Below are 19,452 nucleotides of genomic sequence, written 5' to 3'. Positions count from 1 at the left end.
CATTCCTCTCCATGTGACTCCCGCCGTCCCCCGGCATCGAATGCGACAGGGTGGCTGACAGCGCCTCCCGCTCACCTTAGGCTGTCGCCAGCAGCACAGCCGTAACGGACATTCGCCCACAAGGCCCCTATGCCCTCGACCCGATTCACTCAAACGCTGCGCCGCCTCTGGGCGCTCGACAAGTTCAGCTACAGCCTGCGCGTCTTCGTCGCCCTCACCGGGAGCATGGCGCTGTGCTGGCAGCAGGACCGCATGGACCTGCTCATCCCCCTCTTCCTCGGCATCATCGCCAGTGCCCTGGCGGAGACCGACGACAGCTGGCAGGGGCGTCTCACCGCACTGCTGGTGACCCTCGGCTGCTTCAGCGTCGCCTCGCTCTCGGTGGAACTGCTGTTCCCCTACCCCTGGGTCTTCGTCGGCGCCCTGGCCCTGGCCAGTTTCGGCCTGACCATGCTCGGCGCCCTTGGCGAGCGCTACGCCACCATCGCCTCGGCGACGCTGATCCTTTCCATCTACACCATGATCGGCGTGGACCAGCGCGATGGCGCGCCCACCAATCTCTGGCAGGAACCCGTGCTGCTGGTGGCCGGCGCCGCCTGGTACGGCCTGCTGTCGGTGCTCTGGCAGGCCGTCTTCACCCACCAGCCGGTACAGCAGAGCCTGGCCAAGCTGTTCCGTGAACTGGGGCAGTACCTCAAGCTGAAATCCGCGCTGCTGGAGCCGGTGCGCCAGCTCGACGTGGAAGCACGACGCCTGGAGCTGGCACGGCAGAACGGCAAGGTGGTGGCGGCGCTCAATGCGGCCAAGGAGATCATCCTGCACCGGGTCGGCAATGGCCGGCCGGGCCCCAAGGTGAGCCGCTATCTCAAGCTCTATTTCCTCGCCCAGGACATCCACGAACGCGCCAGTTCCTCCCACTACGCCTACAACGAACTGGCCGAAGCCTTCTTCCACAGCGATGTGTTGTTCCGCTGCCAGCGCCTGCTGCGCCAGCAGGGCGGCGCCTGCCAAGCCCTGGGGCGCGCCATCCGGATGCGCCAGCCATTCGACTACCTGGACGGCGCCCAGGCCCTGGAAGACCTGAACAAATCCCTGGAACACCTGCGCATCCAGAGCAATCCGGCCTGGCGCGGCCTGCTGCGCTCGCTCAACGCCCTGGCGCGCAACCTCGCCACCCTCGACCGCCTGCTGATCGATGCCAGCAATCCCGACGCCCTCGCCGAAGCCCAGGATGCCAGCCTGCTGGACCGCTCACCCAAGGGCCCGAAGGATGTCTGGGAACGCCTCAAGCAGAACCTCACGCCCACGTCCCTGGTGTTCCGCCATGCCCTGCGCATGGCCGTGGCGCTGACCGCCGGCTATGGCGTGCTGCACCTGATCCACCCCGAGCAGGGCTACTGGATCCTGCTGACCACGGTGTTCGTCTGCCAGCCCAACTTCGGCGCCACCCGGCGCAAGCTGGTGCAGCGGATCGCCGGCACCCTGCTCGGCCTGGCACTGGGCTGGGCGTTGTTCGACCTGTTCCCCAGCGCCCTGGTGCAGTCCGCCTTCGCCGTGATCGCCGGGGTGATCTTCTTCGCCAACCGTGCGACCCGCTACACCCTGGCCACCGCCGCGATCACCCTGATGGTGCTGTTCTGCTTCAACCAGGTCGGCAACAGCTACGGCCTGTTCCTGCCGCGCTTCGTGGACACCCTGCTCGGCGCCCTGATCGCCGGCCTCGCGGTGATCTTCATCCTGCCCGACTGGCAGGGCCGCCGGCTCAACCAGGTGGTGGCCAACACCCTCGCCTGCAACAGCCGCTACCTGCGGCAGATCATGCAGCAGTACGCCAGCGGCAAACGCGACGACCTGGCCTACCGCCTGGCCCGGCGCAACGCCCACAACGCCGACGCGGCGCTGTCCACCACGCTGTCCAACATGCTCATGGAGCCGGGCCACTTCCGGAAGGAAGCCGATGTCGGCTTCCGCTTCCTGGTGCTCTCCCACACCCTGCTCAGCTACCTCTCCGCGCTCGGCGCCCATCGCAGCGAGACGCCGGGCGAAGCCCTGACACCGACCATCAACCAAGCCGCTGAACAGATTGCCGAAAGCCTGGACTGCATCGCCCAGGGCCTGACCGACCGCCGTCCGATCAGTATTCATCGCGATGAGGAGGATGCACTCGCCAAGACCCTGGAGCAGCTTCCCGAAGACATGGACGACCGCCCGCGTCTGGTGCAGACCGAGCTTGGGCTGATCTGCCGGCAGCTGGGGGCGCTGAGGACGCTGGCGGCGCATTTGTTGAATGAGGGGAAGGTGGCGTAGGGGATGCGCGAACCGCTGTAGGGGCGAATTCATTCGCCAAGCAGGCCGAAGGTCTGCCCTTCACGACCCCTGGGGGGCAGCTACGCCGCCCTTGGCGAATGAATTCGCCCCTACAAAGCGTCAGAGCCAGCAGGCATCCCAGAACGGGTAATCCCCTATCTGCTCCACCAGGCCTGCCCGCAAAGGGTTGGCCACGATGTAGCGCGCAACCTGGCGAATGTTCTCCTCGCTGCGCAGGGCGTGGTCGTGAAATCCCGGTTGCCAGACGCCTCCGCCGGTTTCGACGCGGAAGCCCAGCTGACGGGCCGAACGCCCTTTGAATACCTTGACCACGTTGGACAATCCAATCGGCCCGTTGAGCTGGAGCAACCAATGCAGGTGGTCCGGCATCAGCACCCAGGCGAGCGAGTTCACCACATTCTGATCATGCAGCCGGCGCAACTCGGCAATGGCAATGCGAGCGCAATCGAAGTCCCGGAACAGGGGCCGGCGGTCATTGGTTGTGGTGGTGATGTGGTAGATCTGGCCGACTCGTGATACCCGTCCCCTGAGCAAATCGTCCCTCGGCATATCCATTGCCCTCCTGATGCAGAAGGCGATGACTCTATGGGGCAACAATCGAATGCTGGGCCGGCACATTGCAACGAAAAGACTGATCCAGCCTGCAGAAGGCGCCTATGGCCTGTAGGGGCGAATTCATTCGCCAAGGGCTGCGAAGCAGCCCCCTACTCCCTTGCACATCGGCAGACCTTCGGCCTGCTTGGCGAATGAATTCGCCCCTACAGGATGTTTACCCTCAGGTTCTCGCACCCTACTCCCCCATCAACTCCCTGATCGTCTCCCCCACCATCCGCACGGCGGCTTCGATGCTTGGGGTGGGCTTGGAGGAGTAGTTCATCCGCAGGCAGTTCCGGTATTTGCCGGAGGCGGAGAAGATGCTGCCGGCGGCGATCTGTACGCCTTTGGGCAACAGGGCGCGGTTGAGACGCAGGGTGTCGAAGTCCTCGGGTAGTTCCACCCAGAGCATGAAGCTGCCCTGGGGCCGGCTGGCGCGGGTGCCTTCGGGGAAGTAGCGCATCACCCAGTCGATCATCTGGTCACGGCTGTGCTGGTACTGGCTGCGCATGCGCCGCAGGTGCGGTTCGTAGTGGCCGTTGGCGATGAAGTCGGCCAGCGCCAGTTGCGGCTGGGTGGCGGTGGCGCCGGTGGAGATGTACTTCATGTGCAGCACCCGGTCGAGGTAGCGGCCGGGGGCGATCCAGCCGACGCGGATACCCGGCGCCACTGTCTTGGAGAAGGAGCTGCAGAGCAGCACGCGGCCATCGGCGTCGAAGGACTTGATGGTGCGCGGCCGCGGGTACTGGTAGGCGAGGTCGCCGTAGACGTCGTCCTCCAGGATTGGCACGTCGTAGCGCTGGGCCAGGGTGACCAGGGCGCGCTTGCGTGCTTCCGGCATGATGTAGCCGAGCGGGTTGTTGCAGTTGGGGGTGAGCTGGATCAGCTTGATCGGCCACTGTTCCAGGGCCATTTCCAACGCTTCCAGGCTGATGCCATTGAGCGGGTCGGTCGGCAGTTCCAGTGCCTTCATGCCGAAGCCCTTCAAGGTCTGCATGGCGCCGTGGAAGCTCGGCGAATCCACCGCGACTATGTCCCCCGGCTCGCAGGTGGAGCGGATCGCCACCGACAGCGCCTCGTGGCAACCGGTGGTGATGACGATGTCGCTGGCGGGGATCTGGCAGCCGGAATCCAGCACCAGGCGCGCCACCTGTTCGCGCAGGGCCTGGGTGCCATAGATGCTGTCGTAGTACAGACCGCTGCCGTCCTGGCGCCGGCTGATCTGGCCGAGGCTGCGCAGCAAAGGCTTCAAGGTCGGGCTGGTGATGTCCGGCATGCCTCGGCCGAGCTGGAGCACATTGTCCTTGGCGCTGCGCTTGATCAGGTCGAGTACGTCATTCCATTGCGAGACATCCACCGGCCGCTGCGGTGCCCGGCTCACCGCCGGCAGCGCCGGCGTCTGGCGGCGCGGCGGCACGAAGTAGCCGGACTTCGGCCGCGGCTCGGCCAGGCCGCTGTCTTCGAGAATCCGGTAGGCCTGCTGCACCGTACTCAGGCTCACGCCGTGCTCCAGGCTCAGGGCTCGTACCGACGGCAGGCGGTCGCCGGGGCGGTAGTACCCGTGCTCAATACGTTCGCCCAGGGTCTCGGCCAGCTTGATGTAGAGCTTCATGACAGTCTCCCGAATCGGCACATATCCGCAGCAGAACCATTACAGATGATCCTGAAACGGAGGATTCAGATAGGAAATCACGCAATCTGTATGAAAAAAATATACAGATCGTGAATCTGTATTGTGATTTCGCCGACGGACATCATGGTTCCACCCCGATCCACCAAGGGCATGAGGAACGCAATGATGAACGGCCTGAGCGATGTACGTCTGACTCTCCAAGCACGGGAACTGGAACAGGAGCAGCGCGCCACTGTTTCCCTGGCACCGGCACGGCTGGGCGATCGCTGGAACCGCTTCTGGATGCGCCTGCATACCCGCCGCCAGCTCCTGGAGCTGGACGATCACGCCCTGAGGGACGTTGGCCTGAGCCGCGCGCAGGCGCTGGAGGAAGCCCTCAAGCCCTTCTGGAAGCGCTAGGGCCAGGGCTTCCAGTCGCTGGACAACCTGTTCAGCGGCGCCTGCAATTTCTCGAAGCCCGGCTGCCTCTGGAGCTTGCCCAGGGCCTCCATGAGGCGCCGGTCCACCTGGGCGCCACGCAGGTTGTCCGGCACCAGCCAGCGCACCGGATAGAGGCCGAAATCCTGGGCCCGCAACTGCTCACGCAGGCCCAGGCGGTCGATCTCGTGCTCCGTCTGGTTCACCGCGAACACGTAGCCGTCGAGTCGCCCGCGCACCAGCTTTTGCAGGCTGCCCTCGATGCTGTTGCCGGAGAGCGCCGGGAATCCCAGCCAGGGCGCATGGGCGCGATCGGTTTCGATCCGATAGGGATAGGCCAAGGTCCGCAAGGCCGTGGGCACGGTGGGCATGGCGAGCTGCTCCTGCAGTTCGTCCAGTCGCCAACTCCGCCCCAGCAGGGGCTTCAGCTGTGCCTGCTGAGCGGCGTCCATGCCGCTGGCGGCCAGACGCTCGGCACTGAGCACATGGGCCGGGTCGAGCAGTTGGGCGACGCTGAGGGCATTGCCACGCTGGGTGAACAGGCCAAAGCGCACCTGCCAGAGACGGCCCGAGCCATAGCGCAATCCGGCCGGCAGGCGCGGCAGATTGCCAAGAAAGGGCACCTGGAACTCGCACTGGCCGTTCTGCAGCAGATGGAAGGTGCGCGCGAAGGGTGTGATCTGCAGCTCGAAGTCGATGTCCGGCAATTGCGCGTCCAGCGCGCGGAGCAGGTCCGGCAGGGGGCCGGTACCGTTCGCCTCGGCCAGCCCCGGAACCTCTGCCACCGCTACCCGCCACTGCTCGGCAGCCGTGACCGCATGAGCCCAGGCCAGGCACAGGCTGAGGCAGAGCAGCGGTAGTCGGCGCATGGATCACCCGGGAGCGAGCGGTACGCCTGAGTATAGGTGCGCCCTTCAGCGCAGCAGGCTGGCCGTGCGCTGGATGGCGTCCTGATGGGCGGAAACCAGGGCCAGCCCTCCCCCGGCGTCCAGCACGTCCGATGGCGGTACCAGCTTGCGGAACGCGGCGAGCTGGTCGAGCGGCGGCAGCTGCGCGAATCGGCCATCGTCGCGCATGGCATGGTAGAGGCCCAGGTTGACCAGATCGATCAGGCCGAGCCGGCCGCCACTGTCGACGTCCCAGCGCCGAGCGCCGCGCACCACCTCGATGTAGCTCTGATCCACGGCCCATTTCTGCAGCACGATCACGCTCAGGGACTGGCCGTATTCGCGACAGAGCCGCGCATAAACCTCGGGGCCTGGTACCTGACTGGCGTCCTTGAATGCAGAGAGCACCGCCAGCTCGCCGACATCGCAGAGCAGGCTGGCCAGCAGTGCGTGGTCTGGCGAAGTGAATCCCAGGGGGCGGGCGAGCACGGCACTGATGGCGGCCTGCCGCGTCAGCCTTCCCCAGACGCCAACGAACAGTTGCTTGTGGGCGACGCTGTGAAGGGTGAAGAGGCTCTTCAGGCTGTGCACCAGGGTGATGCGGTCCACCTCCTGCAGGCCGAGCATGCGGATGACGTCTTCCAGGGTCCTGGGCGGCTGGGTGGAGCGGAACACGATGCTGGAGGCGTGCTTCATCAGCAGCGCGCTGAGGGCCGGGTCCCTGCTGATGACCTGCTTCAGACGGGCAACCGAGACGTTCGGATCAGCCAGGGCGCGACGGATATCCAGGGTGATCATCGGCAGGCTGGGCAACTGCTCCTCGCCATTCATCAACTGCGTGACCACCTTGCGGTAGATCGAATAATCCGACTCGACTGCGTTCAATCCGGCTCCCCCCTTCTTCTTGTGGCGGCAGTGTAGCCATGTGCCACTCCAACGCCCACGGGCGATTGGCTCAATCGGACGACCTGCTCAGGGAAGCGGCACGCCATAAGGCTTTGCGAGCTTTGCCAGCCGACCATCGGCACGCATCTGTCGCAGGGTGCGGCCGATGTCGTCACGGAGCTGGCGGTGGGCTTCGCCTCTTGGCAGGGCGAAATAGCCCACCTGGGTATCGATGTCCGGCTTGAGGCGATGCACCTTGTCGGCGATACCCAGCTCTTCAATGCGTGGCCGGGAATCCCGCACGTTGGTCGCGGCCAGGTCGGCGCGCCCCGCCATCAGCAGCTTGAAGGCATGCTCCACCGAGGGTGTGACGTGCTGGTCGAGGTGGCCGCGCATGGCTTCGAAGCGTTCACCGTAGATCCAGCCGTGGATGATGGCGATGCGTTTCCCCAGGAGGCTTTCCAGGGTGCCGTCCCAACTGCTGGTGGAGTCCGTGCGGGCATAGAAGACGACGCTGTCGCGGTAGAAGCCGGGCTCGGCGAACTGGAAACGGCGCTCCCGCGCAGCGGTCCGGTAGGGGCCGATCAGCACATCGGCGCGGCCCTCTTCCACCAGCTTCTGCGCGCGTGCCCAGGGGTAGTGCTCGAAACGCACCTGATGACCCAGCTCGCTGGCGATCACGCGCAACGCATCAACGCCGAGCCCGCGCGGCTCACCGCTGCGGTCGAGGACATAGATACCGGGGAATTCGGTGCCGACGGCGAGCAATTCCCGGCCATCGGCGAAGGGGACCAGGCCCAGCACCCAGAGGATGAAACAGAGGGTGCGGAAAGTCGGACGCATGTCCGCGAACCTCGGTCGGCTGCTACCTCAGAGCCTAGCAGCCGGCGTTCGGCTCAGCCCGGCAGCTCCCGCCAGGTGAGGTAGATGCGCAGGTCGAACTCCAGCTGGTGGTAGCCGGGCAGCATGTGTTCGCACAGCTGGTAGAAGGCCTTGGTGTGGTCGCGTTCCTTCAGGTGCGCCAGCTCGTGGACCAGGATCATTTGCAGGAACTCCGGCGCGGCCTCCTTGAACAGCGACGCGACGCGGATTTCCTTCTTCGCCTTGAGCTTGCCGCCCTGCACCCGCGAGATGGCCGTGTTCAGGCCGAGGGCCTTGTGCACCACATCGAGCTTGTTGTCGTAGAGCACCTTGTCCGGGGCCGGCGCGTTACGCAGGTGCTCCTGCTTCAGGGTCATGGCGTAGCTGTACAGCGCCTTGTCGCTCTGCACTTCGTGGCGGCCCGGATAGCGGCGCTCCAGGTACTCGCCGAGGCGGCCGGCGGCCATCATCTGCGCCACCTGTTCCTGGAGGTGGGCCGGGTAGCCGCGGAGGTACTTGAGACTGGTCATGACAAAGCTGGTGGGAATGGGGGCGCGACAGTCTACCCGAGCACAGCCTTTTGCGAGCGCCTCCCGGACCAGTCGACCGTACCTCGAATAGTTCCCTGGGGCTTTGCGACGCAGTTCAATTTTCGAGCAAATTCCCTCTCGAGCGCGCCACGCGTATCGCTGATAGCACCGAGCCAGAGCCGTTCAATAAACCGGCGCCCCCCTTGGGGAAAACTCCTTATCCATCAAGGCCGGTCATATCCGGCCGAATACGATGCGGTCGCCAGAAGCAATATCGCAATACTGGCCAATCGAAAATTCGGCATTTTATTGACGTCAACATGACGACAATCGGTAACTGACAAGCCACGCGGCGAGTCCGTATAAAGCGCTCGCGAGACGGCCGCAATGCCTTCGGACGACACGGCGGGCAACTGCCACCAGCAACCTCACTTTTGGTTCGAGCGCGATTGGCCGGAACGCCGCCCCAGTATCTGGGTGACGAGGATAAGCAGCGCCCGACTGGAAGTTCCTTTCGAGAACTCAGTCATGATCGACCTCTCCACCTGGAACCTGACCCTGCCCGTAGGCGTACCCGCTGTCACCATCGAAACCCCGCTGCTGGTGGGTGGTTACCAGGACCACTATTTCCAGAGCACCTCCACTGGCGTGACCTTCTGGGTCCCGGTGAACGGCACCACCACCGCCAACGCTGTGTACCCGCGCAGCGAACTGCGCGAGACCTACGCCGACGGCGAGCTACGCAACTGGACCTACCCCAGCGCCGACAACCTGCTCAGCGCCAACCTCGCCGTCAGCCAGGTGCCTTCCACCGGCAAGCTGGTGATCGGCCAGATCCACGCCTTTGGCAGCGCCAATCCGCTGCTCAAGCTGGAGTACCAGTTCAAGACTGCGAGCCAGACAGCCAACATCGTCGCCAAGGTGCGCAAATCGCCCACCGAGGAAACCAGCACCGTGATCCCGCTGCTCAGTGGCATCCCGCTGAACCAGCGCTTCAGCTACGTGATCGACCTGTCGCCGAAGGGCGTGCTCAGCGTGATGGTCAATGGCAGCCTGTGGAGCCAGCAGCTGTCCACGGCCTGGGCGCCGAAGCCGCTGTACTTCAAGGCGGGGGTATATGCACAGGACAACACGGGATACGAGACCGAGGCGGGGAAGGCGACCTTCTACAGCCTGAAGATCGAGCATCGGGTGCCCTGACTCCCTCCCCCCGGCCCCTCTCCCCAACGTGGAGAGGGGTGACTCGCGCCTGAATGAATGAAACTCGCCGGCAACCGGGAGTGATGCCGAACGCAAATGACGGCCTTCGCACAAACAGCTCCCCTCTCCCTCAGGGAGAGGGGCTGGGGGTGAGGGTTTCGGGCTCAACGCAACGCGCCAATGCCTTGGGATCGAGCAACGAGCAGGGCTCACCGCCCAGATAACTGCGATACACCCTCAACAGATCCCCCTCGCTGATCCGGCAGTCCTCAGCCGGGCACTGGCTGGCGAACTCGAAGCGCCCGGTGGGCGGGTCGGCCAGACGGATCTTCAGCGACGGCCAGCCGGACGGTTTGGTCGCAGTCGGGGTGAACAGCCAGACGCCCTTGCGCTGCACCAGGGCGCCGCCGGCTTCGGCGTAGTCGAAGACGAACATCAGGGTGCGGGAAGTCTTGGTGGTGCAGTCGGTGCGGTCCAGGCACTGCTGCGGATCGCTGGATACCGGCTCAGGCGGCGGCGCGGGGGCCACCGGCGGCTGGCCGGCACAGCCCGCGACCAGCAGGGCGAAACCCATCATCAGGGGCAGACGCATCGGAAACTCCTTTTGCCGGATACGAAAGAGCCCCGCATTGCGGGGCTCCTCGTGAAGCACTACAGGATCAGTTGACCTTGGCGGCCAGCTCGCCCTTGGCGTAGCGCGCGAACATGCCATCCAGGGAGATCGGCTTGATCTTGGAGGCGTTGCCGGCGGTGCCGAAAGCTTCGTAGCGGGCGATGCAGATGTCGCGCATGGCTTCGACGGTCTTGGCGAAGTATTTGCGCGGATCGAACTCGGCCGGGTTCTTGGCCAGGAAGCTGCGGATGGCACCGGTGGAAGCCAGGCGCAGGTCGGTGTCGATGTTCACCTTGCGTACGCCGTACTTGATGCCTTCGACGATTTCCTCGACCGGCACGCCGTAGGTTTCCTTAATGTCGCCGCCGAACTCGTTGATGATCGCCAGCCAGTCCTGCGGAACGGAGGAAGAACCGTGCATCACCAGGTGGGTGTTGGGGATGCGCTTGTGGATTTCCTTGATGCGGTCGATGGCGAGGATGTCACCGGTCGGCGGCTTGGTGAACTTGTAGGCGCCGTGGCTGGTGCCGATGGCGATGGCCAGGGCGTCCACCTGGGTCTTCTTGACGAAGTCGGCGGCCTCTTCCGGGTCGGTCAGCATCTGGCTGTGGTCCAGAATGCCTTCGGCGCCAACGCCGTCTTCTTCACCGGCCTGGCCGGTTTCCAGGGAACCCAGGCAGCCCAGCTCACCTTCCACGGACACGCCGCAGGCGTGGGCGAAGGCAACGGTCTGCTGAGTGACGCGCACGTTGTACTCGTAGTCGGACGGGGTCTTGCCGTCTTCGCGCAGGGAGCCGTCCATCATCACGGAGGAGAAACCGAGCTGGATGGAGCGCTGGCAGACGTCAGGGCTGGTGCCGTGGTCCTGGTGCATGCACACCGGGATGTGCGGGAATTCTTCGATGGCAGCCAGGATCAGGTGGCGCAGGAAGGGGGCGCCAGCGTATTTGCGGGCACCGGCGGAGGCCTGCACGATCACCGGGGAATCGGTCTTGTCGGCCGCTTCCATGATGGCGCGCATCTGTTCCAGGTTGTTGACGTTGAAAGCCGGTACGCCGTAGCCGAATTCGGCGGCGTGGTCCAGCATCTGGCGCATGCTGATGAGTGCCATGGTGTTTCAGTCTCCCGATTGGGTGGGCTGTCAAATTGCAAAGCCTGCCGCAGGGGCAGGCCGGGTTCAAGTTCCCAGGGAGGAGCGGTCATGCGCCCGCCCCGGGGAAAATCAAAAACGGGTCAGAGGGCTTTGCAGCCGCGACCAATCAGGTCGTCGGTAGCGGCCCAATAGACCAGGCCTTCATCACCCTTGGTGTGGAAGGCCAGGTTGCCGTCGGTGTAGAGCGCGCCGGAGCCCGAGGGTTCCCGCTTGAGGCGGTGGACGATATCGCCGCCGCCCAGGCGCAGATCAACGCTCTCCTGGCTCGCATCGGCGAAGCGCCAGAGTACTTCGGTCTGGCTGTCGCATACCCAGCGGGTCCAATCATCGCTGGGAGCCTGCTGACCGGCACAACCGGTCAGCAGCGCGAGGCCCGCGAGGGCGAACCATCCTTTCATCCACGTCTCCTTGGGGGACGGCTCCGGCCATCCGCGCACCGCTCCGTCACGGGCAATGCTGTTGTCCTTCGTTGCTCTCAGTGGGGTCACCACTGGCCTGCGCCTCTACCCGCTGGTCATCCTGATTGCTCGGGACTATCACCTGGGGCGGGCTCATCACTTCACAAGTGCTGGAGGGCTTGCCACCGGCACAGCCCCAGAGTCCAGCACAGAGAATCAGCAGAATCGCAGCGTAGCGCATGGCAGGTACTCCTTTTCGCTAGCCCTGTTCAAGGGACCGCGGAGCCCTGCCATGGTTTAGGCCTTTTACTTGGCGCGCTGTTCCAGCACTTCCACGGCGGGCAGCACTTTACCCTCGACGAACTCGAGGAAAGCACCACCACCGGTGGAGATGTAGGAGATCTGCTCGTTCACGCCGTACTTGTCGATCGCCGCCAGGGTGTCACCACCACCGGCAATGGAGAAGGCCGGGCTTTCGGCGATGGCCTGGGCCAGGACCTTGGTGCCGTTGCCGAACTGGTCGAATTCGAACACGCCTACCGGACCGTTCCAGAGGATGGTCTTGGAGGACTTCAGCAGCTCGGCGAACTGGGCGGCGGTCTGCGGGCCGATGTCCAGGATCATGTCGTCGTCTGCCACGTCGGCGATTGCCTTGACGGTGGCAACAGCGCTTTCGGCGAATTCCTTGGCGACCACCACGTCCACCGGCAGCGGCACGCTGACCTTGGCGGCAATGGCCTTGGCGGTGTCGACCAGGTCGGCTTCGTACAGGGACTTGCCCACCTTGTAGCCGGCAGCGGCGAGGAAGGTGTTGGCGATGCCGCCGCCGACGATCAGCTGGTCGCAGATCTGCGACAGCGAGTTCAGCACGTCGAGCTTGGTGGAAACCTTGGAGCCGGCAACGATGGCGGCCATCGGACGAGCCGGGTTACCCAGGGCCTTGCCCAGCGCGTCCAGCTCGGCAGCCAGCAGCGGGCCGGCAGCGGCGACCTTGGCGAACTTGGCCACGCCGTGGGTGGAACCCTCGGCGCGGTGGGCGGTGCCGAAGGCGTCCATCACGAAGACGTCGCACAGGGCGGCGTACTGCTGGGCCAGCTCATCGGCGTTCTTCTTCTCGCCCTTGTTGAAGCGCACGTTCTCGAACAGCACCACCTGGCCGGGGGCGACGTCGACGCCGCCCAGGTAGTCGGCCACCAGCGGAACCTCGCGGCCCAGGGCCTTGGACAGGTAGTCGGCCACCGGCTTGAGGCTGTTCTCTTCGGAGAACTCGCCCTCGGTGGGACGGCCCAGGTGGGAGCAGACCATTACCGCCGCGCCCTTCTCCAGTGCCAGCTTGATGGTCGGCAGGGAGGCGAGGATGCGCGCATCACTCTTCACGACGCCGTCCTTCACCGGCACGTTGAGATCCTCACGGATCAGCACGCGCTTACCCTGGAGGTCGAGGTCGGTCATTTTCAACACGGTCATGGGGTCAGTCCTTCACGGGGGCTGGTAGTTAACGAGAAGCAGCGGAAACCCGCAGATAGTGGTCTGCGGTGTCGAGCATTCGATTGGCGAAGCCCCATTCGTTGTCGAACCAGGCCAGCAGGTTGACCAGGCGCGGGCCGGACACACGGGTCTGGCTGCCATCGACGATGGCGGAATGGGGATCGTGGTTGAAGTCGCAGCTGGCGTGGGGCAGCTCGGTGTAGGCCAGCAGGCCCTTCAGCGGGCCGCTTTCGGCGGCTTCGCGGAGCACCCGGTTGATCTCGGCAGCCGAGGTGTCACGGGCGGTCTGCAGGGTGATGTCCAGGCAGGACACGTTCACCGTCGGCACGCGGATCGCCTTGGCCTGGATGCGCCCGGTCAGTTCCGGCAGCAGGCGCTCGATACCGCGGGCGAGTCCGGTGGATACCGGGATCACCGACTGGAAGGCGGAGCGGGTGCGGCGCAGGTCTTCGTGGTGGTAGGCGTCGATCACGGGCTGGTCGTTCATCGCCGAGTGGATAGTGGTAATGGAGACGTATTCCAGACCCACGGACTCGTTGAGAAGTTTCAGCAGCGGCACACCGCAGTTGGTGGTGCAGGACGCGTTGGATACCAGTTTCTCGGCACCGGTCAGGCTGTCCTGGTTGACGCCATAGACGATGGTGGCGTCGATGTCCGACTCGGTGGACATGGGCTGGGACAGCAGCACGCGGGGTGCGCCGGCAGCCAGGAAGCGCTCGGCCTGCTGGCGATGGGTGTACTGGCCGGAGCATTCCAGCACCAGGTCCACGCCCAGGGCAGCCCAGTCGATGCCTTCCGGTTCGGCGCTACGCAGTACCTTCACGCAGTCGCCGTTGATGTGCAGGCAATCGCCATCCACCCGCACTTCGCCGGGGAAGCGGCCGTGGGTGGAGTCGAAGCGGGTCAGGTATTCGATGCTGGCCTGATCGGCCAGGTCGTTCAGCGCGACGATCTCGAAGCTCGCCCCGCCACTGCGCTCATGGAGCGCGCGCAGCACGCAACGGCCGATGCGGCCGTAGCCGTTGAGGGCGACTTTGAAGGGGCGGTTGCTTGGCATGGTGCGCTCGCAGGACCGAGGGGTAGGAAATCCTGTAGGAGCGAGCTTGCTCGCGAAGCAAGAAGCCTCGCGAGCAAGTTCGCTCCTACGGACGGGTCAGACGTCCAGCAGTTCTTCGGCGGTGGCGACGATGTTGTCGACGGTGAAGCCGAAGTGCTCGAACAGGGCTGCGGCCGGCGCCGACTCACCGAAGGTGGTCATGCCGATCACGCGACCTTCCAGGCCGACGTACTTGTACCAGAAGTCCGCATGGGCAGCTTCGATGGCAATGCGCGCGCCAACCTGTACCGGCAGAACGGCCTGCTTGTAGGCGGCGTCCTGCTGGTCGAACAGGCTGGTGGACGGCATGGACACCACGCGAACCTTGCGGCCGGCGGCGGTCAGCACGTCATAGGCCTGGACGGCCAGGCCCACTTCGGAGCCGGTGGCGATCAGGATCAGTTCCGGCTCGCCTTCGCTGTCCTTCAGCACGTAGCCGCCACGGGCGATGTTCGCCACCTGGGCAGCGTCGCGAGCCTGGTGGGGCAGGTTCTGGCGGGAGAAGATCAGCGCGCTCGGGCCGTCGTTGCGCTCGATGGAGGATTTCCAGGCCACAGCGGATTCCACCGCGTCAGCCGGACGCCAGGTGTTCAGGTTCGGGGTGCAGCGCAGGCTGGCCAACTGCTCGACCGGCTGGTGGGTCGGACCGTCTTCACCCAGGCCGATGGAGTCGTGGGTGTAGACGAACAGCACGCGCTTCTTCATCAGGGCGGCCATGCGCACGGCGTTGCAGGCGTATTCCATGAAGACCAGGAAGGTGGCGCCGTAAGGAATGAAGCCGCCGTGCAGGGCGATGCCGTTCATGATGGCGCTCATGCCGAACTCGCGCACGCCGTAGAACAGGTAGTTGCCGGAAGCGTCCTCGGCGGACACACCCTTGCAACCCTTCCACAGGGTCAGGTTGGAGCCGGCCAGGTCAGCCGAACCGCCGAGGAATTCCGGCAGCAGCGGGCCGAAGGCGTTCAGGGCGTTCTGGCTGGCCTTGCGGCTGGCGATGGTTTCGCCCTTGGCGGCCACTTCCGCGATGTAGGCATCGGCCTTGGCGGAGAAGTCGGCCGGCAGTTGGCCCTTGATGCGGCGCTGGAATTCAGCGGCCAGTTCCGGATGGGCGGCGGCGTAGGCGGCGAAGCGCTCGTTCCACTCGGCCTCGCGGGAGGCGCCGGCGGCCTTGGCGTCCCACTCGGCATAGATGTCGGCCGGGACTTCGAAGGGCGCGTGGTTCCAGCCCAGCGCGGCGCGGGTCAGGGCGATTTCGTCGTTGCCCAGGGGAGCGCCGTGGCACTCTTCCTTGCCTTGCTTGTTCGGCGAACCGAAGCCGATCACGGTCTTGCAGCAGATCAGGGTCGGGCGGTCGCTGGATTTGCGCGCGGTCTCGATGGCGGTCTTGATCTCGTCGGCGTCATGGCCGTCGACGTTACGGATCACCTGCCAGCCGTAGGCTTCGAAGCGCTTCGGGGTGTCATCGGTGAACCAGCCGTGGACTTCGCCGTCGATGGAGATGCCGTTGTCGTCGTAGAAGGCGACCAGCTTGCCCAGGCCGAGGGTGCCGGCCAGTGCGCAGACTTCGTGGGAAATGCCTTCCATCATGCAGCCATCGCCGAGGAACACGTAGGTGTTGTGGTCGACGATGTTGTGGCCGTCACGGTTGAACTGGGCAGCCAGGGTCTTTTCGGCGATGGCGAAACCAACGGCGTTGGCGATGCCCTGGCCCAGCGGACCGGTGGTGGTCTCGACGCCAGCGGTGTAGCCGTACTCCGGGTGGCCCGGGGTGCGGCTGCCGAGCTGGCGGAAGTTCTTCAGGTCTTCGATGTTGAGGTCGTAGCCGGTCAGGTGCAGCAGCGAGTAGTTCAGCATCGAGCCGTGGCCGTTGGACAGCACGAAGCGGTCGCGGTTGGGCCATTCGGGGTTGTTCGGGTTGTGCTGCAGGTAATCCCGCCAGAGCACTTCGGCGATATCGGCCATCCCCATGGGGGCGCCGGGGTGGCCGCTGTTGGCTTTCTGCACCGCATCCATGCTCAGGGCACGAATGGCATTGGCACGCTCACGACGGCTGGGCATCGCTTATCTCCTGCAGGTCTGAATAGACGGCTAATCGAAAAAAGGCCGCTATTTTCGCCCAGCCGGCAGGTCGCGGGCAATCACAGATGGTCGCAGTTTCACCAGTCAGGTGCGGGAAAGCCCTGCGACAGCCGCAAGACAGGGCGCCTGGAACAGTTCGCCATGCCAGAGACCGGCCAGCGTACGAGCCATCACCTGGAGCCAGATCAGCGCCAGTCCGAGGGCCAGCGCCCCGCCCACGGGGCCAAAAAAGGCGATGCCGGTGCGACGCTGCAACTCGAAAGTGGCCAGGGTGAAGACCGCCAGCGGGAAGGTGAAGCCCCACCAGCCGAGGTTGAAGCGCATGTCCTGACGCAGATGGCGGCGAGTGCAGAACAGCGCCATCACCAGCCACCAGAATGCAGCACCCCAGAGCAGCAGGCTGCCGATCAGACCGACATCATGGGCTAGCTCCGCCACGCCGGCCAGGGCAGTACCGGCGAAGGCCGCGGGCATCGCCTTGCCCAGGCTCAGCAGGCCGAGGCAACCGGTGGCCAGCGGGCCGACCGGCAGCCAACTGGTGGCGGCGAACTCGCTGCCCGGCAGCTTGTGCAGGGCCAGGCGCAGCAGCACCAGGGTGATCAGGGAGAAAGCCAGGCTCAGGGACACACCCCAGAGCAGATAACCCGTCACCAGCACGAGCCGTGCGGCCTCCGGTGCCAGGTGCGGCGCCAGCACGCCGGCCGATGCCGCCGCCACTTCGGGCGCGACAATGGGCAGCAACCAGACGGCGGTGAGCTTCTCCAGGGCGTGATCCTGGTGGGTGAACATCAGGAAGGGCACCAGCAGGGCGACGCCCAGAGCCAGCACCACATCCAGCCACCAGAGCCCGTGGGCCAGGGCGAGCGCTCCTTCGCCCCAATGCGGCACGCCAAACAGCACCAGGCCGTTGATCAGGGTGGCCAGCCCCATGGGAATGGCACCGAGGAACATCGACTGCACCGGGTGCAGCAGCATCGGCCGCAGGGTGTCGCGGAACAGCAGGATCCGCGCCATGAACAGCAGGGCGAAACCAGCGAAGAGGACGGCATTGAACAGCCAGAAACCTTCAGCCAGGCGCCCCTCCAGCGCTCCGCCCCAGGGCAGCGCCGCAATCACCAGGGCCAGCGCGCCGGTGCCCATGGTCACGGCGAACCAGCTGGGGGTGAACTGGCGAACGAAGGCGAAGGGTTCGGCAAGGCGGGTAAAGGGGCGTGGCATCGAGGGCTCCGGTCGGGTGGTCCCGTGGCGGGAAGAACGACGCCAGACTAGGGAAGGCTGTGCTATATGAAAAATACATATTCAGCATCTATCGCATGCCTTTCATTTATGAATCTGCATCACCTCAAAGTCTTTCTCGCTGTCGCCGAGAGCGGCAGCATCAGCAACGGCGCTGCCCGCCTGTTCATCAGCCAGCCGGCCGTCACCCGGGAAATCCGTGACCTGGAAGCCAGCATCGGCCTGCCCCTGTTCGACCGCCGGCCGCGCGGAGTCAGCCTGACCGAGGGTGGTGAACGCCTGCTGCAATACGCCCAGCGCATCTTCGCCCTGGAAGCCGCCGCGGAGCGCGACCTGCGCGGCTTCGCCAGTCTGGGGGATGGCGAACTGCGCCTCGGTGCCAGCGCCACGTTGGGCAGCTACCTGCTGCCGGAGCTGATCGAGCGTTTCCACCAGTCGCATCCCACCGTGGTGGTGGACCTGGCCGTGAGCAATACCCGCGCGGTGGCCGCGCAGCTGGAGGACGGCCGCATCAGCCTGGGCTTCGTCGAAGGTGCCTTCGACAACCAGGCCTTCGCCAGCCACCTGCTGGACCGCGACCGGCTGCTGCCGGTGGTCGGTCCTGACCATCCACTGGCCGGACGCGGTGAACTCGGCGCCCGCGACCTCGCCGGGCAGGACCACTACCTGCGCGAACAGGGCTCGGCCACCCGCGCCAGCGTCGAGCAGGCCTACCGCGGACGGGGCATCGAACTGCGCGTGCGCATGTCCATCGGCAGCACGGAAGCGCTCAAGCGCCTGGTGCAGGACGGCCGCGGCATCGCCTGGCTGTCGCCCCATATGGTCCGCGAGGAACTGGCCAGCGGCCGCCTGGCGAGCCTGGACGTGCGCGATCTGGCAATCGAACGCGAATTTCATGCCCTCTGGCGCCCCGGCCAGACCCTGAGCCCGGCGCCCGCCGCCTTCCTCGAACGGGTGCGAACGCCCGGCTGACCGTCGATCACTCAATATCAAAACTTTTTGATATTGGCATTGCGACACCGAAACGCGGGGGCTAGACTGCGCCCCCTATGAGCCTGCGCGTACCCCAGATCCGTCATGACGACAGCGACGAGCTGGCCGCCCTGTGCAAGGCCGGCGGCGATCCGCTGCGCCTTAACGTGCTGCGGGTGCTGGCCAACGATTCGTTCGGCGTGCTGGAACTGGCGCAGATCTTCGCCACCGGCCAGTCGGGCATGAGCCATCACCTCAAGGTGCTGGCCCAGGCAAATCTGGTGGCCACCCGCCGCGAAGGCAACGCGATCTTCTACCGCCGCGCCCTGGCGCAGAACGAGCGGGTTGGCGGCATGCTGCACACGGCCCTGCTGGCCGAGGTGGACGAGCTGGAGTTGCCGGCCGAGATCGCCGGGCGCATCGCCGAAGTGCATGCCCAGCGTGAAGCCGTCAGCCGCGACTTCTTCGCCCGCGCAGCAGAAAAATTCCAGGCGCAGCAGGACCTGATCGCAGGACTGCCGCAATACCGTGACAGTGTGCTGGCATTGCTCGATGCGCTGGGCTTCGAACCCGGCGCCACGGCGCTGGAAGTCGGCCCCGGCGACGGCGGATTCCTGCCGGACCTGGCACGGCGCTTCAGCCAGGTCATGGCGCTGGACAACAGCCCGGCCATGCTGGAGCTGGCGCGAATGCGCTGTAACGAAGAAGGCCTCGGCAATGTCGAACTGCGACTGACTGATGCCCTGAATGACGAGCAGGCGGCCGCCGACTGCGTGGTGCTGAACATGGTCCTGCACCATTTCGCGGCACCGGCCGATGCGATGAAACAATTGGCCCAGCGGGTGCAGCCAGGCGGCGCGCTGCTGGTGACCGAGTTGTGCAGCCACAACCAGAGTTGGGCCAGGGAGGCCTGCGGCGATCTATGGTTGGGCTTCGAACAGGACGACCTGGCCCGTTGGGCCAATGCCGCGGGGCTCACGCCCGGCGAGAGCCTCTACATTGGCTTGCGAAACGGCTTTCAGATTCAGGTACGGCACTTCGCCAAACCGGATTCACGAAGCGAACTCACCCACCGGTAACGA

The 19,452-nt window shown here is 65.3% G+C and carries 19 protein-coding genes; 5 read left to right on the top strand and 14 right to left on the bottom strand.

The genetic code is table 11. The annotated features are described in order from the left end of the window. Nucleotides 1-129 precede the first annotated feature (129 nt). Entirely contained in the window at nucleotides 130-2,307 is a 2,178-nt protein-coding gene (gene yccS / locus E8F06_RS21745) for a YccS family putative transporter (protein ID WP_280370914.1), read from the top strand. 120 nt (nucleotides 2,308-2,427) lie between these two features. Here yccS and E8F06_RS21740 read toward each other — a convergent pair whose 3' ends face one another. After that, nucleotides 2,428-2,877 (bottom strand): transposase, encoded by a 450-nt coding sequence (locus E8F06_RS21740; protein WP_280370913.1) that lies wholly within the window; start codon nucleotides 2,875-2,877, stop codon nucleotides 2,428-2,430. Between the two features lie 241 nt (nucleotides 2,878-3,118). Continuing rightward, complete coding sequence (locus E8F06_RS21735; RefSeq protein ID WP_280370911.1) at nucleotides 3,119-4,534, bottom strand: PLP-dependent aminotransferase family protein; 1,416 nt, start codon at nucleotides 4,532-4,534, stop codon at nucleotides 3,119-3,121. Between the two features lie 186 nt (nucleotides 4,535-4,720). On the opposite strand from E8F06_RS21735, the gene E8F06_RS21730 reads away from it, so the two are divergent. Then, nucleotides 4,721-4,954: a DUF1127 domain-containing protein gene (locus E8F06_RS21730; protein ID WP_190833360.1), complete on the top strand. Its 234-nt coding sequence runs from the start codon at nucleotides 4,721-4,723 to the stop codon at nucleotides 4,952-4,954. On the opposite strand, the gene E8F06_RS21725 is transcribed toward E8F06_RS21730, so the two are convergent. The 4 genes from E8F06_RS21725 to E8F06_RS21710 all read right to left on the bottom strand — a co-directional run bounded on the left by E8F06_RS21725 (nucleotide 4,951) and on the right by E8F06_RS21710 (nucleotide 8,135). Then, a complete protein-coding gene (locus tag E8F06_RS21725) occupies nucleotides 4,951-5,841 on the bottom strand; it encodes a hypothetical protein (protein ID WP_280370909.1) in 891 nt (296 codons plus the stop codon). The two genes, E8F06_RS21730 and E8F06_RS21725, sit on opposite strands and share 4 nt — an antisense overlap. A gap of 45 nt (nucleotides 5,842-5,886) precedes the next feature. After that, on the bottom strand, nucleotides 5,887-6,744 hold the full coding sequence (locus E8F06_RS21720) for an HDOD domain-containing protein (RefSeq protein WP_280370906.1): 858 nt from the start codon (nucleotides 6,742-6,744) through the stop codon (nucleotides 5,887-5,889). Nucleotides 6,745-6,831: 87 nt separating this feature from the next. After that, a complete protein-coding gene (locus E8F06_RS21715; protein ID WP_280370905.1) occupies nucleotides 6,832-7,587 on the bottom strand; it encodes a transporter substrate-binding domain-containing protein in 756 nt (251 codons plus the stop codon). A gap of 53 nt (nucleotides 7,588-7,640) precedes the next feature. Then, a complete protein-coding gene (locus E8F06_RS21710) occupies nucleotides 7,641-8,135 on the bottom strand; it encodes a M48 family metallopeptidase (RefSeq protein WP_280370903.1) in 495 nt (164 codons plus the stop codon). 528 nt (nucleotides 8,136-8,663) lie between these two features. Between E8F06_RS21710 and E8F06_RS21705 the strand changes: the two genes are divergently transcribed. Continuing rightward, nucleotides 8,664-9,335, top strand: coding sequence for a polysaccharide lyase family 7 protein (locus E8F06_RS21705; RefSeq protein WP_280370901.1), 672 nt, complete (start codon nucleotides 8,664-8,666; stop codon nucleotides 9,333-9,335). A 130-nt stretch (nucleotides 9,336-9,465) separates the two neighbouring features. Here the strand turns inward: E8F06_RS21705 and E8F06_RS21700 are convergent, their stop codons facing one another. From E8F06_RS21700 to E8F06_RS21665, 8 genes are all read right to left on the bottom strand, one after another. Beyond that, the gene (locus tag E8F06_RS21700; protein WP_280370899.1) at nucleotides 9,466-9,927 is read right to left on the bottom strand and encodes a hypothetical protein; all 462 of its coding nucleotides are present in this window, start codon (nucleotides 9,925-9,927) and stop codon (nucleotides 9,466-9,468) included. 67 nt (nucleotides 9,928-9,994) lie between these two features. After that, on the bottom strand, nucleotides 9,995-11,059 hold the full coding sequence (gene fba, locus E8F06_RS21695) for a class II fructose-bisphosphate aldolase (RefSeq protein WP_280370897.1): 1,065 nt from the start codon (nucleotides 11,057-11,059) through the stop codon (nucleotides 9,995-9,997). 122 nt (nucleotides 11,060-11,181) lie between these two features. Beyond that, nucleotides 11,182-11,499: an MliC family protein gene (locus E8F06_RS21690; protein WP_280370895.1), complete on the bottom strand. Its 318-nt coding sequence runs from the start codon at nucleotides 11,497-11,499 to the stop codon at nucleotides 11,182-11,184. Nucleotides 11,500-11,545: 46 nt separating this feature from the next. After that, nucleotides 11,546-11,740, bottom strand: a complete 195-nt coding sequence (locus E8F06_RS21685) for a hypothetical protein (RefSeq protein ID WP_280370893.1) — start codon at nucleotides 11,738-11,740, stop codon at nucleotides 11,546-11,548. A 65-nt stretch (nucleotides 11,741-11,805) separates the two neighbouring features. Then, on the bottom strand, nucleotides 11,806-12,966 hold the full coding sequence (locus tag E8F06_RS21680) for a phosphoglycerate kinase (protein WP_280370891.1): 1,161 nt from the start codon (nucleotides 12,964-12,966) through the stop codon (nucleotides 11,806-11,808). A gap of 28 nt (nucleotides 12,967-12,994) precedes the next feature. Continuing rightward, on the bottom strand, nucleotides 12,995-14,044 hold the full coding sequence (gene epd / locus E8F06_RS21675; protein WP_280370889.1) for an erythrose-4-phosphate dehydrogenase: 1,050 nt from the start codon (nucleotides 14,042-14,044) through the stop codon (nucleotides 12,995-12,997). Between the two features lie 96 nt (nucleotides 14,045-14,140). Next, nucleotides 14,141-16,141: a transketolase gene (tkt, locus tag E8F06_RS21670; protein ID WP_280370887.1), complete on the bottom strand. Its 2,001-nt coding sequence runs from the start codon at nucleotides 16,139-16,141 to the stop codon at nucleotides 14,141-14,143. A 105-nt stretch (nucleotides 16,142-16,246) separates the two neighbouring features. After that, on the bottom strand, nucleotides 16,247-17,380 hold the full coding sequence (locus tag E8F06_RS21665; RefSeq protein ID WP_280370885.1) for a TDT family transporter: 1,134 nt from the start codon (nucleotides 17,378-17,380) through the stop codon (nucleotides 16,247-16,249). Nucleotides 17,381-17,488: 108 nt separating this feature from the next. On the opposite strand from E8F06_RS21665, the gene E8F06_RS21660 reads away from it, so the two are divergent. Beyond that, a complete protein-coding gene (locus E8F06_RS21660; RefSeq protein ID WP_280370884.1) occupies nucleotides 17,489-18,370 on the top strand; it encodes a LysR family transcriptional regulator in 882 nt (293 codons plus the stop codon). A gap of 77 nt (nucleotides 18,371-18,447) precedes the next feature. Further along, nucleotides 18,448-19,449: a metalloregulator ArsR/SmtB family transcription factor gene (locus tag E8F06_RS21655; RefSeq protein ID WP_280370882.1), complete on the top strand. Its 1,002-nt coding sequence runs from the start codon at nucleotides 18,448-18,450 to the stop codon at nucleotides 19,447-19,449. Nucleotides 19,450-19,452: the final 3 nt, after the last annotated feature.

This window comes from Pseudomonas sp. BN411 (genome assembly GCF_029871235.1).
GTDB lineage: Bacteria > Pseudomonadota > Gammaproteobacteria > Pseudomonadales > Pseudomonadaceae > Metapseudomonas.
Note: the sequence above shows the minus strand (reverse complement) of the source record. Positions and strands in the feature narration are given on the sequence as shown.